At 44.2% G+C, this 17,991-nt stretch carries 11 protein-coding genes; 10 read left to right on the top strand and 1 reads right to left on the bottom strand.

Annotation, left to right across the window (positions count from 1 at the left end; all coding sequences use genetic code 11):
• Positions 1–56: 56 nt before the first annotated feature.
• Positions 57–479 carry a tRNA (adenosine(37)-N6)-threonylcarbamoyltransferase complex ATPase subunit type 1 TsaE gene (gene tsaE / locus IH597_09060; protein MBE0662603.1) on the top strand — a complete coding sequence of 141 codons (423 nt, stop codon included), beginning with the start codon at positions 57–59 and terminating at the stop codon, positions 477–479.
• 13 nt (positions 480–492) lie between these two features.
• Complete coding sequence (locus IH597_09055) at positions 493–1,713, top strand: alanine dehydrogenase (GenBank protein MBE0662602.1); 1,221 nt, start codon at positions 493–495, stop codon at positions 1,711–1,713.
• A gap of 161 nt (positions 1,714–1,874) precedes the next feature.
• Here the strand turns inward: IH597_09055 and IH597_09050 are convergent, their stop codons facing one another.
• Complete coding sequence (locus IH597_09050) at positions 1,875–3,053, bottom strand: proline dehydrogenase family protein (protein ID MBE0662601.1); 1,179 nt, start codon at positions 3,051–3,053, stop codon at positions 1,875–1,877.
• A gap of 82 nt (positions 3,054–3,135) precedes the next feature.
• On the opposite strand from IH597_09050, the gene aroB reads away from it, so the two are divergent.
• The 8 genes from aroB (at position 3,136) to IH597_09010 (ending at position 17,991) form a co-directional block, all read left to right on the top strand.
• Complete coding sequence (gene aroB, locus IH597_09045) at positions 3,136–4,242, top strand: 3-dehydroquinate synthase (GenBank protein ID MBE0662600.1); 1,107 nt, start codon at positions 3,136–3,138, stop codon at positions 4,240–4,242.
• A 1-nt stretch (position 4,243) separates the two neighbouring features.
• Positions 4,244–5,506, top strand: coding sequence for a 3-phosphoshikimate 1-carboxyvinyltransferase (gene aroA / locus IH597_09040; protein ID MBE0662599.1), 1,263 nt, complete (start codon positions 4,244–4,246; stop codon positions 5,504–5,506).
• 183 nt (positions 5,507–5,689) lie between these two features.
• Complete coding sequence (locus IH597_09035) at positions 5,690–6,409, top strand: (Fe-S)-binding protein (protein MBE0662598.1); 720 nt, start codon at positions 5,690–5,692, stop codon at positions 6,407–6,409.
• 46 nt (positions 6,410–6,455) lie between these two features.
• Positions 6,456–9,356: a T9SS type A sorting domain-containing protein gene (locus tag IH597_09030; GenBank protein ID MBE0662597.1), complete on the top strand. Its 2,901-nt coding sequence runs from the start codon at positions 6,456–6,458 to the stop codon at positions 9,354–9,356.
• Positions 9,357–9,424: 68 nt separating this feature from the next.
• A complete protein-coding gene (locus IH597_09025; protein ID MBE0662596.1) occupies positions 9,425–12,883 on the top strand; it encodes a T9SS type A sorting domain-containing protein in 3,459 nt (1,152 codons plus the stop codon).
• A 47-nt stretch (positions 12,884–12,930) separates the two neighbouring features.
• Entirely contained in the window at positions 12,931–14,937 is a 2,007-nt protein-coding gene (locus IH597_09020) for a gliding motility-associated C-terminal domain-containing protein (GenBank protein ID MBE0662595.1), read from the top strand.
• Positions 14,938–14,967: 30 nt separating this feature from the next.
• On the top strand, positions 14,968–17,112 hold the full coding sequence (locus tag IH597_09015; GenBank protein MBE0662594.1) for an RNA-binding transcriptional accessory protein: 2,145 nt from the start codon (positions 14,968–14,970) through the stop codon (positions 17,110–17,112).
• Between the two features lie 105 nt (positions 17,113–17,217).
• Complete coding sequence (locus tag IH597_09010; GenBank protein MBE0662593.1) at positions 17,218–17,991, top strand: hypothetical protein; 774 nt, start codon at positions 17,218–17,220, stop codon at positions 17,989–17,991.

Raw genomic sequence — 17,991 nt, 5'->3', positions numbered from 1 at the left:
ATTTTCTGAACTTTTCCTATCTTGCGGCACCAAAACCATAATTTTGTTCTGCTCAGATGTTAACATTACAAGCCGCTACAACCGGCGACCTTGACTTGGTTGCCCGCAAGATTATCAATTCCTTTCCTCAACAGCGGGTCTTCGCTTTTTATGGAGCTATGGGTGTGGGTAAAACTACGCTTATCAAAGCTGTTTGTCATGAATTGGGTGTTGAAGATGTAGTTGTAAGCCCAACTTTTTCATTGATCAACGAATACAGCACCCGTGAAGGCGATCCGGTATATCATTTCGATTTCTATCGCATAAAATCACTGTCAGAAGCTTTTGATATGGGCTACGAAGAATATTTTTTTAGTGGCCATTATTGCTTCGTGGAATGGCCCGAAAAAATTGAGCAACTTTTACCTCCCGGCTTCGTATATATTATTATCAGCTTTGGTGATGGCGATCAGAAAAGAGTCATAAGCGTGCGATCCTAATTATTGATAAGTCATGAACCAGGAAAAGAAACAATTTGTATCATTTACAGCCACCGGCGGCATGCTTCCGAAAGAAGAAATGCTTGAGGTTGCCCGAAAAAAATCTTCTCTGACAATTGGAATCCCTCGTGATCATTCCAGACTTGAGAACCGCATTCCTTTGGTTCCCAATGCAGTGGGCATGCTTGTTAAGCATGGGCATAGGGTACTTATTGAATCCGAAGCAGGGAAACGGGCATGGTTCAGTGATCATGATTATGCTGAGCATGGTGCTGAAATAGTACAATCGCCGCAAGAGATTTTTACCAGCGATATGATCCTGAAGGTAGCGCCTCTTACAGAAGACGAATGTGAACTATTGCGTAGTCGGCAGACCCTGGTTTCGTCTTTGCATCTTTCAGCAAGCGATGAGAATTACATACGTAAACTCATTACCAAAAAATGCACAGCCCTTGCTTTTGAATATTTGCGCGATAAAAGTGGAGCCTATCCCCTGCGGCGTTCTATGAGCGAGATTGCCGGAAATGCGGCAGTATTGATTGCTGCCGAATACCTCTGCCATCCTACCTTGGGAATGGGCCATATGCTGGGTGGTTTTTCAGGTGTGCCACCTACCGAGGTAGTGATACTCGGCGCTGGTACAGTAGGGGAATTTGCAGCCGCTTCAGCCCTGGGTATGGGCGCATTGATTAAAGTATTTGATAACTCGGTGTATAAACTTCGCAACCTGCAGTCCATGCTTAATGTACGGATTTTTACTTCGGTGATCCAACCTGAAATCCTGCTAAAGGCTATAAAAACTACTGATGTTGTGATCGCTGCATTGCATACCGATAGTGGACGCACTCCTTTCTGCATATCGGAAGAAATGGTGAGCCAGATGAAACCCGGTGCAGTGATTATTGATGTAAGCATTGATCAGGGCGGTTGTGTTGAAACCTCTGAACCAACCGATCATCAGAATCCTGTGTTCAAGAAATATGATGTGGTGCATTATTGTGTTCCCAATATTGCTTCCCGGGTACCTCATACTGCATCTTACGCCCTAAGCAATTATCTCACCCCTATCTTACTTTCTATCGGAGAGCAAGGCGGAATTGCAAATGTGCTGAAAGCAGATGCAGGCTCACGCCGCGGTGTTTATCTGTTTAACGGGATTGTGACAAACAAGCTGTTGAGCGAAAAATACAGCCTGCCTTATCAGGATATTGATCTGCTCATGACGGCATTCTAGGATTAGCTCCGGGTTCAAAGTTCAAAGTTCAAGGTTCAGTGTTCGACGTTTAGCGTTCGGCGTCCTTCGTTCCCTCGTCCCCTTTTCTTATCTCTTCGTCTCTAAGTCCCTCATTATCATCTTCTCACCTTCTCATCTCTCATATTCTCCCACTTACCCATTCACGCATTCGCCTGCTCACTCCTCCTTCTTCTCCGTTCAGTTTCAATCAGATTTAACTCCCGGCTGGTTTGTCCTGCAATCGAGGTGTTTTCTTCTGCCCGGCGAAGCAGATACGGAAGCACAGATTTCACGGGTCCGTAAGGCATGTATTTCACAACATTGTAGCCGGCATCTGCCATGTTAAAACTAATGTGATCGCTCATGCCATAAAGTTGAGATGTCCAAATTCTGGAATCATTTTTTGCCAGGCCATGCTTATCCATTAGTCGCATCAGATGGTGGCAGCTTTTTTCGTTGTGCGTGCCGTTGAAAATACTAATCCTGTCAATATTTTCAACCGAGAAAGTTAGCGCATCATCATAATGCCGGTCGGTGGTAGGTTTGTCCGGATGGATAGGGGAGGTATAACCCATTTTCTCAGCACGTCTTCTTTCGCGTTCCATATAAGCGCCACGTACAAATTTGGCTCCCAGGAAAAAACCTTTTAGCCGGGCTGTTACCAAATCTTTTTTTAGAACCGCAAGTCGGTCAGTCCGGTACATCTGGTAAGTATTGAAGACTATAACCTTTTCTTTGTTGTATTTTTCCATCATCTCCATAGTGACCTTGTCAATGATAGCCTGGTAATGCACATCTTCAGCATCAATCATGATAGGAACGTTCAGTGAAGCAGCGTGCTTGCATAAGGTGTGGACCCTTTGACGAAAATCAGCAAGACCCGAAAACTCATTTTCATTCAATTTGTCTCCGGCACTCGCTTTCTCAAGTACATGCGATGTTGCAAACGCTGTCGGTTTGAACACGGCTATAGGTACGTTGGCATCCCTGGCTGCATAATCAATGGTGCGAAGTGTTTCTTGCAGCACCGCTTCCATATATTCTTCTGATTCTCCTCCTTCAACTGAATAATCCAGGATCGCCTTTACATTGAACTTTTCCAGTTGACGTACCGCCGGGATGCAATCATCAATGGTTTCGCCTCCGACAAATTGCTTGTACAGCGTTGGCTTAACAGCCCAATTAACAGGCAAGTGCAAACGAAGTGCAATATTGGATAAGAATTCACCGGTGGCCACAATGAACGGACTGGCAATGGTTCGGAACAACCAATGGGCGCGTTTAAGATCGTTTGATGATTTGATTGCGAATGCAATCCGGGTATTGTTGAAATCAATCATAGGCTAATCAAAGGTTTTGCAATTAATAACCAACAGCGGAATAATACGTAATTTTGTTTGAATTGTTTTTCAAAAGTACAAAATGCACCAAAGCGGGACTATTTTTACAGGTGTGGATTGCATAAAATCCCTCGAACACTTTTTCAGCCAGGAAGTGAAGCGCTATTCCGGCATTTTTATTCTTACCGACACCAATTCACGAATGCATTGCCTGCCGCTCTTGATGGGCCAATTCAAGTTTCCAGAAGACACTAAATTTCTTGAAACCGAACCTGGCGAGCAGAACAAGAACCTGCAAGTCTGCACTAAAGTCTGGCAGGAACTTGCAGCTTTGGGCGCCGATCGGTATTCGTTACTCATTTGTCTTGGTGGGGGAGTGGTGTGCGATTTGGGCGGTTTTGTTGCGTCAACCTATCAACGAGGCATTGATTTCATTTTTTTTCCAACAACCTTACTTGCACAGGTAGATGCTGCCATTGGTGGCAAAACAGGTGTGAACCTCGGAAAGTTGAAGAATTATGTTGGATTATTTTCGCCGCCGAATGCGGTATATATTATGACATCATTCCTTCAAACGCTTCCCTATGTTGAGTTGCTTTCAGGCTATGCGGAAGTGGTGAAGCATTCATTGCTAAGCAGTGAGAAATACTATCATCAACTGGTTCTGCAATTTCCTGATATAAATGCGATCCAATCCACTTCCAACTGGGAAACGGTTGTTGAACGATCAGTGAAGATTAAAAACAATGTGGTGCAGTCCGATCCTTATGAGAAAGGATTGCGTAAAGTTCTGAATCTGGGTCATACGGCAGGACATGCATTTGAGAGTTACGCACTGGCGCATTACGGCAAACCCCTGCCACATGGATTTGCAGTGGCTATGGGTTTGATCGTTGAACTAGACCTCTCGGTGATTCATTGCGGGTTTGATCCGAAATTGGCTTCAGAAATCTCTGACTATTTATTATCGGTTTTTCCATTCTATGCTTTTGCCTCGGATAAAATCCCGGAGATTACTCAACTGATGGGATTTGATAAAAAAAACAAAGCCGGGGCCATTCAAATGACACTGATTAAAAAACCCGGAGATTTGATTACTGACGTTGCATGTTCGCACGAAACAATTGAAAAAAGCCTTATCGAATATCTCAGCAAGGGCAATTCTTTTGGCTTTGCCAAAACCTTCTAGGATGAAATCATTTATATTGCATCGACCTTCCTCTCCTTTCAGCGCTGAGATAATACTTCCAGCCTCCAAAAGCATCAGCAACAGATTGCTTGTAATGCAGTATTTATCAGGAAACAGAATTGCAATAGAAAATCTGTCGGAAGCAGATGACACCCGCTTGATGATGGATTTGCTGAAAAAAATAGGGCATCACGTTTCGGAAGGAAACAAAAACGGGATTTGCGAAATTGATTGTCAGAATGCTGGAACCGTTTTCCGGTTTCTTACTGCAGTTCTGGCACAACAACCCGGTAATTGGATTTTAACCGGTTCTGACCGTATGTTGCAGCGGCCGGTGGAAACACTTTGCACTGCATTGCAGGAATTGGGCGCATCAATTGAATACTTAGGAAAGAGTGGTTTTCCGCCGGTTCAAATCCAGGGTGCGAAACTTCGTGGAGGCAGAATCCGGATAGATGCTTCACAAAGCAGCCAGTTTGTATCGGCGATGTTGCTGATTGCCCCATATTTAGAAGGTGGATTGAAGATTGAGTTTCAGGGAAGCATCGCTTCGCGTCCATACATTGATATGACACTTTCCCTGATCGGAAATTCAGGAATCAAATATCGACATGAAGATTCGCTCATTTCAATTGAGCAAGGTGAATACAGTCGCCAATCTTTTACGGTGGAACCTGATTGGTCTTCGGCTTCTTATGGCTATGAGGCTGTGGCGCTCATGCCGGGATCGCAGATTCTGTTTAATGGGCTCTCAATGAAGAGTATCCAGGGCGATGCGATATTATCAGATGTTTTTAAATCATTTGGTATTGGTTCGCAAGAAACAGGGAAAGGGTTGTTGGTTAGCCATGTTGCACCACCAGCGCCCACTTTTTCTTACAATTTCAGCAACTGTCCCGATCTGGTTCCCGCAATAGCCGCAACATGCACAGCTCTTAACATAGGATCAACATTGAGCGGGTTAATCAATCTCCGGATCAAGGAAAGCGATCGCCTTCAAGCCTTACAAACAGAGTTATCAAAGATTAATAGCAACATAGAGATTTCAGGAAAAGATACACTACAAATATCGAAGCAATCAGCCTTAGTTCTGAGAAAACTAGTCCACTTTGAAACCTATCAAGATCATCGCCTGGCCATGGCGTTGGCGCCACTTGTTGTCTGTTGCGAAACTGCAGAAATTGACAACCCCATGGTAGTGGCTAAGTCGTACCCTGATTTTTGGGATGATTTGAGGAAGTTGGGGTTTGTTGTGAAAGGCTGAGGCAAAGGCTAAGGCACAGCCAAAGGTTTAGAGCTTATCAGAACCTTTGTGAGGCTGGAAATGAATTGAATACATACACTACCGGTTCAATATTAATAATTGGTAACATTTAATCCAAGGTGAAAGCATTCGCTTAAATATTTTTAAATACTTTTGTGGAGAACTTGTATCCGACCCGAATTTATGCACGTTGATGTTTTCATTCCCTGCTTCATTGATCAGTTTTACCCTGAAACAGGTATCAACATGGTTAGGATATTAGAAAAATTTGGAGTGGAGGTTCATTACAACAAAGAGCAGACATGCTGTGGGCAAATTGCCTTTAACAGCGGGTTCTGGGACGAAGCCAAAGCTATTGGTGAGAAGTTCATCAAAGATTTCTCAAACAACCGTTTTGTTGTTGGCCCTTCGGCTTCATGTGTTGGAATGGTTCGGAATTATTATGATGTTTTGTTTTATAACTCTGCCTTGCACAATGAATACAGGCAACTGAAGAAAAACATCTTTGAATTCAGCGATTTTGTTGTGAACAAGTTGAATGTGGTTCAGATAGGTGCTGAATTCAATCATGTGATCACCTACCACGATTCCTGTGCAGCATTGCGGGAGTATGGGATTAAAGATGAACCCCGCCTGTTACTAGGGCAGGTAAAAGGATTAGAGATTAGGGAAATGAAACATACCAGCGAGTGCTGCGGTTTTGGAGGAACTTTTGCAGTGAAGCACGAACCCATTTCAACAGCTATGGCCGAGCAAAAGGTTGAACATGCACTTGCTACCGGGGCTGAATATATTGTATCAACGGACGCATCATGTCTGATGCACCAGGAGGGATATATTAAAAAGCACAATTTGCCATTGAAAACCATACACTTGATTGATGTACTTGCTTCGGGATGGTAATTTGGCTGATATGATTTTTTAAACTGATCAGAATAAACCAGACTATATGAAACGTTTGATGATTCTGGGATTGCTCATTTTTATTTCTGGCTCTTTTTATGCTCAGAAGGGGCCCAACTTTACGGTACCAACTGTAGTTTGTATTGGGGAACCGGTTAACATTACCAATACAACTACCGGAAACTATGAGAACTATTACTGGAGTTTTTGTGCCGCAAGTCCTTTCGATCTTCCATCTGTCGCAAATGTTGCTTTGGATCCGAACCCATTTTTTCAGCCGGTTTTTATTGCATTGGCACAACAGCAAAATGATTACTTTGCTTTGGTTGTGAATCATAACAACACTGTTCCGACACCTGGCAATGGTTATATAACACGCATTGATTTTGGTATGGATATTCTGAACCCTACGCCTGATGTGACAAATATCCAGGGAATGTTGCCGAAATATCCTGAAGGTATTCAAATCGTTAATGATAATGATAAATGGTATGCCTTTGTGATTGGCGGCAAAATTGAGTTTGGTGTGAACAACGCCTTTTTCCGTAGGCTTGATTTTGGAAACTCATTGTCGAATGCACCCTCATACACCAGTTTAAACACCAGCAACCAGCTTTTTTTCCCCCATGACCTTTATATTTTTAAGGAAGAAGGACCCGGTGGCCTTTGGTGGGGTCTTACGGTCAATAGTGGATCCACCAGCCACCAGGATTCCATTGATGGGTCAGTAACACGGTTTGCATTCCCGGGAGGCATTGAATCAAATCCAGCGGTTCAAAACCTTGGATCCTTCAATAAGCTAAAAGACCCGGTTGGAATTTTCCCTATAAAACACAATAATAAATGGTATGTTTTTGTAACCGACAGGCATGCAGGTCTTATCCGTCTTGATTTTGGAGGTTCGTTAACCAATTCCCCCACTGCCGTTAATGTAAGCACCAGCGGAATGCTTACCCGTCCCCGGGATATTTCCCTTATGCGATATTGCGATAAGATATTGGGCTTTGTTGTTGATGGTGAACAACATGGCAACAGCTTTCTGGTTCGACTCGACTTTGGCGACAATCTTGAATCTACTCCCACCGCCGAAAAGTTGACTGAATTGGGCAATGCTTTCAATTTTCCACACAGTATTTCGGATCTTATCAGGGCCGATGACCAAACCTTTGCCCTGGTTACCAATGTGGGGAACGATAATATTTCCAGGGTTTTCTTTCCTTCCTGCGAAGATGAAATCCCAGCTCAGTCTTACACTTCAAATGTAAATCCCCAGCCGGTTGTTTATAATTCACCCGGAACTTATAACATTGAACTGATTGTAAATTCAGGTTTACCGGATCAGGACAATATTTGTAAGGAAGTCATTGTAAACCTGCCCACGGCGCAATTTGAATTGGTAAACGATACAATCTGCGATGGAACGTCTGGTTTGATAAAAGTTCATTTCACAGGACATCAGCCACCCTTTAGTTTTAGTTATAACAATGGGCAGCAAACCTTCGAAGTTACTGACATCACATCAAGTCAGTTCAATCTTTACGTTTCACCAGGTTCAACTACAACTTATTCAATCTCTTCAGTGGCAGATAACCTTTGCTCCGGCGAAGCTATCGGGCAGGCAGTTACCATGCATGTTTTGCCTAAGGATGATGCCGGGTTTGCTTATCCATCGGCTACTTTCTGTCGAAATAGCCCCCCGGTTTTACCAACAGTGAATCTCGATGGTGGATTATTCTCATCAAGTCCAGGATTGGCGTTAGATCCTGCAACAGGCCTGATAACACCTACATCATCTATCGAAGGTTCTTATAATGTGACTTATACGATAAACCAGGTTTGCCAGAATTCGAGCACGATGCTGATAAATATTGCGGATGAAGTACTCGCAAATTTTAGTTATTCAAATGCTGGATATTGCCAGAATGATCCAAACCCGGCCCCTATTTTCGGTGAATTTTCATTTCCGGGCGAATTTTCTGCTTCCCCTCCCGGCCTTTCATTAAACCCACTTTCAGGAGTAATTAATCCTTCCGGCTCTGAACCCGGTACTTATTGGGTTTATAATGAATTATCAGAAGGTGCGGGCTGTCCTTATGAAATAGACTCTGTACAGGTCATTCTCTGGCATTTGCCGGTTCCAGCTTTTACCGCTGATACAGTTTGTTTTGGTCAACCTACAACACTCATTGACCAAAGTACCATTGCTGAAGGACAGGTGCAACTTGTGCAATGGTTTTATAATGGCATTATGATCGGGCAGGGTACGGAATTTCAATATGCATTCCCAGCAGCGGGTCAGCATAATGTGCAACTGGCTGCAATATCTGAAAACGCATGTACCAATGATACTATTATTCAGGTGTATGTGAAAGATTTGCCTGTAATTGATTTGGTTCGAAGAATACCTCCGGGGCAAGTGGTCATGTCAGGAGACACACTTTTTGCCTGTGTTTATAATTCTGTTACACTTGATGCCGGCGACCCGGATTATCCTGATCGGAGTTACCAGTGGTCAGTAGGCGCAGAGACCGACACACTTACGATTGGCGCCCTGGGTATTGGCTATGAATTGCAATATCACGAAGTCATAGTTACCGATTTAATTACCGGATGTGTAAACACGGCTAGTATTTTTATCGAATTCAGTATTGTTCCGTGCGAGATAGGAATATTTGAACTTGATATAAACGCGAACATCAGCATTTACCCTAATCCTGCCGATAAACAGGTGACCATTGAAATTGATAATGCTGAATATGTGAACAGCCTTCAATTTATTAACATGCTGGGCGAGGCAGTCAGGTCGTACGATCTGTCGCGTGAAAAACAAGAATACGAGATAAATATTTCACTCCATGACATTAATCCTGGAGTTTATCTGGTGAGAGTCATTGGAAATGGATTTTATGGTTCCTATAAAGTTATTGTGAGTTCTAAGGGGGAATGATAACTTTTTAAACATTTTATAAACAAAGCGTTATCATTTGTTATGATAATATATAATTATTTATGCCTATGACGATTCGTTTACTTAACCCAATGGTTCGGATTGGGGCTGTTCTGATTTTAACTGTTCAACTTGCTACTGCTCAACATAATCTCTCAAATCAAATCTTACAGTCAAGCAATTCCGGTAAGGAAATTTCTTTCCACGCTGAAAATATCAATACCAGCTATTTCATTAGCATGGAAGGATATACCAGTCTTTTCGAGAAAATCTATTTTATTGATTTGATTTTTAATCTCAGTTATATTGAGCCATCCTATGAAGGTATTGGAGTGGATGGAGTTAAAATAGAATTGCCTGTAACTATAACAAAGGAATATCTTGATTTTGATCTTGAGCAGATCAAAACACAGGTAGAAATTGCCAGCAACAGTTGGGATAAGGATGAACAGGGAATTTATATGGCAGGCGCTTCCGGCCGGCGTGAGGTCAACCTCATGAACTATGTGATGGGGCGTGATGGAACCAATGACTCCTGTCATAAATCATTTCCTTTTTGCACCGGCACTACATATAATTTCCCTGCCGGGGTAAATTCAGGAACAGCTCAGGCAGGTGCTTATTATGATTGCCTTTCAACCCGTCCTAATCCTGCATGGTATCACATGAAAATCGGAACCAGCGGGAATATAATTATAACTATGCAAAGCAACCCATTGCGGGATATTGATTTCATCTGCTGGGGGCCCTTCACACATCCTACCGATCCGTGTGTTGCACAGCTTACTGCGGCCAAAGTAGTTTCGTGTAGTTACTCAACTTCAGCAACTGAGATAGTTACGATCCCAAATGGTGTTTCCGACGAATACTATATCTTGCTAATTACAAACTACTCAAACCTACCGTGTAATATAAGCTTTTCACAAACAGGTGGTACGGGTACAACAGATTGTACCATTGTTCCGCCACCCATCAACAATAACGGGCCATTATGTATTGGTGATGACCTCCAGCTTTCCGTACAAAATGCAATACCTGGCTCAACTTATTCATGGACCGGTCCAAACGGCTGGTCTTCAACCCAGCAAAACCCGGTAATTCCGAATGTGAATTTATCGCATGCAGGAACCTACACATTGATCATCACTCTTTTTGGCCAAACCAGTGATCCGGTTACCACCTTTGTCCAGATTTTTAGCCCCCCAAGCCCTACAGTCAGCGGTCCGCAAACTGCCTGCCAGGGATCGTCGCAAAACTATCATGCTGTGAATCCGCAGCAAGGAAGCACTTTTCAGTGGGTAGCCACAGGAGGTGAGATCACACAGGGCCAGGGAACATCCACAGCAACAGTATTATGGCAGGCGGCTGGTTCAGGGAGTGTAAGGGTTACTGAAACTCCTCTTTATTGCAGTCCGGTGTTATCACTTCCGTTGAATGTAACCTTGAGCCCATTGCCAGGTCAACCTTCTTTGCCCACTGGCCCTGCAAGCATCTGCGATGGAACTACAGGCGTGACTTACACAACTGCCGGAGCATCCAATGCCTTGAGTTACACCTGGAGCTTATTGCCAGCTGAAGCAGGAAACATCAGCGGAACAGGAACTTCTGCGACCGTAAACTGGGCGCCGGGTTTTGTCGGAAATGCAAGCATCAGCGTTTTAGGTGTGAATATGTGCGGCCCTGGTCTGGCTTCTGATAATCTGAGTGTGGTTGTTGGTGAAGAACCAACAGCCAATGCCGGTGAAGATGTTTCTATTCCTCACGGAACAGCTACCCAATTACAGGGTGCTGCGTCAGGTGCAGTTTCACCCTATTCTTATTCATGGAGTCCTGCCGACAAACTTGAAGATCCAACTATAGCAAATCCTCAAACGCATAATCTTTTTCAAACTACAGTTTTTACTCTAACGGTTACTTCTGCCAACGGTTGCGATGGAAGCGACCAGGTTACAGTAACCATTACCGGCGGTGCACTTGGTGTTGACGTAGGTTCGGATCCTGAGGCAGTTTGCCCCGGAGGCTCCTCAGAATTGAATGCATTTCCAAGCGGCGGCTCCGGAACCTATACATACTTATGGAGTTCCAACCCTCCCGGATTTACTTCAACTGAACAAAACCCATTGGTCATTCCAACTCAAACCACCACTTATTCAGTAGAAATAAGCGATGGCTTTAATTCGGCCAACGGAGCAACTACCGTCACTGTTTTCAGTTTGCCAACTGCCATTGCAGGAAACGATTTCGCTATCCCTCATGGAACCAGCACTACGCTGAATGGATCCGGTTCGGGTGGAACGACACCTTACGGCTATTCCTGGACGCCGTCAGAGTTTCTTGTGAATCCTGCTGTTAGCAATCCACAAACCATCAACCTGTATGAGCCCCAAACATTCTCCCTCCTAGTTACTGATGAGAATGGATGCACTAGTCTTCAGGATGCTGTTACTGTTAACATTTCAGGTACAGCATTGGCTGCTGGTCCGTCGGCAGCTGATAGCATTGTATGTCCTGGGTTCAGCACACAACTTCTTGCCAATGCCTCAGGGGGTTCGGCAAACTATGTTTACCAGTGGTCGTCCGTTCCGCAGGGCTTCACATCCACATTGGAAAATCCTATCGTATTTCCACTGTCAAATACTATTTATCATGTTAGCATCAATGATGGATTCAACGTAATTGCGGGCGAGATTGCAGTGGAAATTGCAGCCGAACCGCTACCTTCATTTACATCCGATCAGGTTTGCTTTGGCGAACCCACAACTTTAATCAATCAAAGCTCTATCTCCGAAGGGTCAATTGATATGCTAATCTGGAGCTATAACGGATCGCAGATTGGAGTTGGAAATGAACTGCTTTATTCCTTTCCTGCTGAAGGTTCGCACCAGGTAACGCTCACCGCTATCTCTGATCAAGCTTGCTTCAAGGATATTACTCAAAGTATATTTGTAAAGCCATTACCAGAAATTGAACTCTGGCGACGAATCCCGGAAGATCTTCGGTTCTTATCGGCATCAGAGGATACCCTATTTGTCTGTGTGTTTAATACGGTCACACTTGATGCAGGCGACCCCGGCAATCCGAACCAGATTTTTTCCTGGTCAGTAGGCGCTGAAACAGATACGCTTGCAATAGGCGCCTTAGGGATTGGTTATGAACTGCAGCTTCATACAGTCACTGTTACAGATACAGTTTCAGGCTGCGAAAAAACAGTTTCGTTGTTTATCGAATTCAGCATGATGGCCTGCGAATTTGGCATTCCAGGAATTGATCTCAATACGAAGATCAGGGTTTATCCCAACCCGGCCCAGGATTATCTCATGATTGAATGTACTGAGGATTTTGATGGGTTGTTTGCCAGTGTTTATAATACCTATGGGCAGCTTGTTGTCGGGGCAGAACCTCTCGGTGGAGCATTTGCCCCGCAGCACAGGTTGAATGTGAGCAGCTTAAATCCAGGGGTATATTTTGTTCGCATTCATAATTTTGACTTTATCCATACCGTTAAACTAATTATCTCAAGATATTAAAAACAGCGATCTGTAAAAGACCCTGAACTAGCTATTACCATTAGAATATGAAAACAACCAAAGCTGCCCTGCAACGATCTTTTTGCATTCTGGCATTAATTCTGTCCTCAGTTACAACTTTTGCACAAGACCGCTGTGAATACAAACCACCGCTGGAAACCAGGCACTGGATTTTTGGAAGAAATTTGGGGCTTGTTTTTAATGATCAGTACAATGTTGAATCTTACTCAGGATCGCAATTAACAACACCTACAGGCTCTGCAGTCATGTCAGATGCTGAGGGCAACCTGCTTTTTTATACCAATGGAGAGCACGTTTGGGATCGGAGACATCAACGCATGCCCAATGGTCAGAACCTCAGCAACTATCTTTATATTCCAACCCAGGCAGCATTGATAGTACCGCGTCCGGATGCCCCCGGACAATATTACCTTTTTCTCACTGACGACCCTGAAAGACCAGGTGGCAGCAGAGGCTTCAGGTATTGTTTGATTGATATGGCACTAAACGGCGGTTATGGAGATATCGTTGAAGGCTATAAAAATGTACTCTTGCTCGATCGTACCGCTGAAAAACTTACTGCAGTTAAGGACGACAATGATCAGGATTATTGGGTAATTACTCATGGCTGGAACAACGATAGTTTTTATGCATTTTCGATTACAAATGAACTTCCGGCTCTTTCAAATGCTACTATTACCAATATTGGGGCCATCCACACTTCCAATGATAATCCGGTAATCTGGAATTCCAAAGGGTATATGAAGGTTTCGCCAAAAGGTGATAAACTTGCAAGTGTGATTCACGAGGATGGAATTGTTGAAATTTTCGATTTCAATAACCAAACAGGCGTAGTTTCATATCACCGGGAATTGCCGCAAACTTATCACAGGGCTTATGGAGTTGAATTTTCATCCGACTCGCGTTATTTGTATTTCACAACTCTTGTAACAACTATTGATGCCCAGTCTTCCGAGCTTTTTCAGGTTGATGTTGTCACTCTGGACGTGAACCTGATATCCGTTCCCTCAACCCCGATAAGCAGCACCTTTGCTGCCTTGCAACTCGGAATGGATTCTAAAATTTATGTGATCCGCTTCAATCGTGGAGGCCAGGCTATAAACACATCTCTCGGTGTTATTGAGAACCCGAAAAGAATGGGAACCGCGTGCAACTTTGTTGAAACAATCCCAGGGTTTTCAAACGAGTTTTTTCAAAATGGTTTGCCCAATTTCATCCAAAGCTACTTCGATATTCCCCACTTCACCTATTACCGGCACTGCGAAGGCGATGATGTTGAGTTTAACCTCTGGAATACATCAAACACCACCACCACCCGATGGGACTTTGGCGATGGGCCTGTTAATGAAAGCGGGACTTCAACAACACGCTTGTATGATACCAGCGGGGAATATTTGAATGTGTCTGTCATTGAAAACGGCACATTCGGGCCGTATGCCGAAGATATTTTCATCCGTCCTTTGCCCGAATTAATCCCGGAACTTCCACCCAATGATAGTGTTTTGTTGATTTTTCCAAATACAATTTACCCGCTCGATGGCGGCGAAGGCTTTTATGAATATTACTGGTATTATTCTACCAGCCCCGATGGACCCTGGCAGCTGCTTTCCGGAGGGATAGGTGAAACATTCCGGGTTCAACCTATTGAAGATGAAGGATTCTATAAGCTGGAAGCCGTTGATATGGAATGCTGTGAGAATGAACGCATCATTGAAGTGCGTGCGTTGGACCTTAAGCTACCGACTGCATTCCGGCCTTCAAGTCCTGTGTTGGAAAATCAACGGTATAGACCCTATGGCGGACCAGTTTTCAATTACAGTATCCGCATTTTTAACAGATGGGGACAACTGGTATTTGAAGAAGAAATTGCCGAAGCCCGCGAGCAAGGCTACAAAGGCCAGGGTTGGGATGGTAATTTTAAAAACAATAATGGCACTTCAGGGGTATATGTGTATGTGGTTGTCTTTGACGTGGAGCATGAAAACCAGCTAATTCAGACCACAAAACACGGTTGGTTCATGCTGTTGCGTTAGCCTTTCCGCTACTTCACCAATCAAAATCTGATGATTATGAAGCTTGAATATGCCGGCCTTATAGCCCGCGAACTGGGTATTGACAGTAAAGCTGTCGAAAACACAATACGGCTTCTCAGCGATGGCGCTACAATCCCATTCATTGCCCGTTACCGTAAGGAGTGGACTGGTGGGCTCGATGAGGTCAAAATTGCGGCAATTAAGGACAGGGCACTGCGGTTCGAAGAAATGGACAAACGACGTGAAACCGTGCTCAACACCATACGCGAGCAAGGCATGCTGACTCCGGAATTGGAAAACCGCATCCTCAATGCCCAAACACTTGCCGAAATTGAAGACCTTTACCTTCCGTTCAAGCCCAAAAGAAAAACCCGCGCCAGCGTTGCTAAAGAACGTGGATTAGAACCGCTGGCAAAGATGATCATGGCGCAGCACGATGGAGATGTCAACCAGCTCGCACGCCGGTTTATTGATCCATCAAAAGAAATTAATGATGAATCAGAAGCATTGGCCGGTGCCAGGGATATCATCGCGGAATGGGTAAATGAGAATGCAATTGCCCGTCAGCGCATGCGGCTGCTCTTTTCACGAGAAGGCATTTTGCGGTCGAAAGTTGTTAAAAACATGGAAGATGATGCGGCCAAATACCGTGATTATTTCGACTGGGAAGAGCCTGTTTCAAGAATTCCATCACACAGGATTTTGGCCATTATGCGCGGCGAAAATGAAAAGCTGCTGAGGTTATCTATCGCTCCTTCCGAGGAGAAAGCGCTTATGACCCTTGATAAAATTTTCATAAAATCAAACAATGAGTCTTCGGATCAGGTGGCAGAAGCAGTGAAGGATTCCTATAAGCGTTTGCTGCAGCCTGGCATGGAAACCGAGATAAGGCAAATGCTCAAATCCAAAGCAGATGGTGAGGCCATCAGGATATTTGCCGAAAACCTGCGTCAACTCCTGCTTGCTCCACCTTTGGGGCAAAAGCGCGTGCTGGCATTAGATCCCGGTTTCCGGAGCGGTTGCAAGCTTGTTTGCCTCGATGCCCAGGGAAATTTGCTTCATAATGAAACCATTTATCCACATCCTCCGCAAGTTGAAGTTGGCGCAGCTATAAAGAAAATACTGTCGTTGGTGAATTCTTATCAAATAGAAGCCATTTCTATCGGCAATGGCACCGCCAGTCGTGAAACAGAGAATTTTATCAGGCGCATACATTTCGATCGCGATATTACGGTGGTGGTCGTAAACGAGTCAGGCGCTTCGGTTTACTCGGCTTCTGATCTTGCCCGCAAAGAGTTTCCCGATTACGATGTAACAGTGCGCGGTGCGGTTTCCATTGGTCGCCGGCTTATGGATCCGCTTGCCGAACTTGTGAAGATTGACCCAAAATCAATCGGTGTTGGTCAATATCAGCATGATGTTGATCAGAACGCACTGCAACATAGCCTGGTTGGCGTGGTTGAAAGTTGTGTGAACCTGGTAGGCGTTGATGTGAATACTGCCAGCATGGAATTGCTCACCTATGTTTCAGGAGTGGGACCTTCGGCTGCCGGAAATATAATCGCACACAGGGCTAAGAAAGGCCCGTTTCAATCGCGCGAACAGTTGAAAAATGTGAGCCGGTTCGGAGAAAAAGCTTTTGAACAGGCTGCTGGCTTCCTCCGTATCAGCGATGCAGAAAATCCGCTGGATTCCAGCGCAGTGCATCCTGAAAGTTATCCAATTGTATATAGGATGGCCAATGACATGAAAGCCACTGTACAGGATCTGATAAAAAACAAAGCGCTCCGAAAAGAAATAAAGCCAGAGAATTATGTGACTGAACAGGCCGGATTGCCAACAATCAATGATATCCTTGCTGAACTTGAAAAACCTGGCCGCGATCCGCGTGAAGCAATAGACTACTTTTCATTCGACCCGAATGTGCGCGAGATTGATGACCTGAAACCCGGATTGATTCTGCCCGGTATTGTAACCAATATCACTGCTTTCGGCGCTTTTGTTGATGTGGGCGTTCATCAGGATGGGTTGGTACATGTGAGCAACCTCGCGGATAAATTTATTTCTGACCCGGCCCTGGTCGTAAAAATTTATCAGAAAGTACAGGTAAAAGTATTGGACGTTGATATGGCCCGCCGCAGGATTCAACTGACAATGAAAGGCGTGGAGCAGTAAATCTTTAGTGTGAACCATTATGGGTTCGCCAATAAGCTTAGAGCAGGTATTATAAAGAATAATCTTTTCACCGGAAGTTCGTTTGAGTAATTGTAATTTGATAGCATGTTCAGGATATTTACTTTACTCTTAATTATAAGCAGTTTCACAATCGCATCTGCACAGGAGCGCAAGGCTGCATTCGGGCTTCAGATTGAGCCTGTAATCCCCAGCGCTCTTTTTAGAATTTCAACCGTTGAAACCCAGGTGGGCGATGTGTTGTTTACAATTGAACCCAGGCCTGGAATTGCTTACGGAGCAATGATTTCAGCAAATTTAACGCCGCGTTTTACGATAGAAACCGGGATCAACAGTTTATCGCGCGACTACAAAGTGTCAGTCATTGATGGTGATTTTACCAAATCATTACAGTTTAAGGTTGTCAATTTTGAGATGCCATTAAACCTGACTTACTATGTCAGGCTTGGTCCAAAATTGTATATGGGCCACTCAGCCGGGTTTTCATTTCAGTTTTTACCCAGCAACCTCAAAACTGCTGTGGATGAAAAGGATGCAAGCGGAAATACAATTTATAAACTTGAGCAGATTTCGCGGCGGCGTTACTTTATGATGCCAGCCTTTAAAGGCGGAATCAGGCTGGAATTCCGCACTGAGAATGATGGGTATTTTTTTATTGGGCCGACGTATCGCCTTTTTACAGTGCTTTACCGCTCTCAGCTTTTTTATTTCAGGGGCCAGGTTGATATTCAGAACCATGATGTGAAACCAATCGGCGATTATTTCGGGATCACACTTCGCTATGTTTTTCCTCCCGGCGATCTGCTGGTTCGGGATAAAACCAAGGACAAACCTTCGACGCGCCGAATAAGATTCAACTAA

It is taken from the genome of Bacteroidales bacterium (genome assembly GCA_014860575.1).
Lineage (GTDB): Bacteria > Bacteroidota > Bacteroidia > Bacteroidales > JAAYJT01 > JAAYJT01.
This window is presented reverse-complemented; position numbering and strand designations above follow the sequence as displayed.